This window comes from Vibrio sp. 2130-1 (assembly GCF_033339515.1).
In genome coordinates this window covers 1-540 of sequence record NZ_JAWOUT010000639.1, presented here as the reverse complement: position 1 = coordinate 540, position 540 = coordinate 1, and the positions used below count along the sequence as shown (strand labels likewise).

Below are 540 nucleotides of genomic sequence, written 5' to 3'. Positions count from 1 at the left end.
TTTGCACACTCACTGTCTTCTACCAACGTACATACTGGTTGGGTGTAATCGCGGTGGTTTACATAATGCAAGAACTGCGCTTGTTTTGGCTGGGTGATGTCGTAAACCATAATACCGCCTTGGCGCTCTAAACCGATAAATGCGTAGTATCGACCATTGATTTTCGCTACTTCGATGGCTTCTGGCTCGATGCCTTTATCATCACTTCGGTCATCACCGCTACTGTTGCTGTCGTTTGTGCTGTTGAAGTGTTTACCTTCGTTCAAGAGGGCAACTGTTGCGAAATCGTCTCCACTATCAAAAACTAGCTCACCATTTTCATTCCAAATTGAGAATGAACGCGCGCCAAATGCTTGAACGTTTTCTTCTGCGTTTAATGTGTGGTTTGGTTTGATAACTTTGAGTCTAGCTAGCTGTTTGTTGTCTTTCAGAGCTCCAGCAAGAGGGTGGTCGGTCGTAACTTTGAGTTTTTTGCCACGGACTTCGTCGATATGGCTCAAACAGGTGCCTTTGACATTGGTGTAATCTGGCGTACCTTGA

The 540-nt window shown here is 45.2% G+C and carries 1 protein-coding gene; it reads right to left on the bottom strand.

All coding sequences use genetic code 11. The annotated features are described in order from the left end of the window. Positions 1–540 (bottom strand): choice-of-anchor I domain-containing protein (locus tag R7Q09_RS27855; protein WP_411913134.1); only part of this gene is annotated, 540 nt, incomplete at both ends.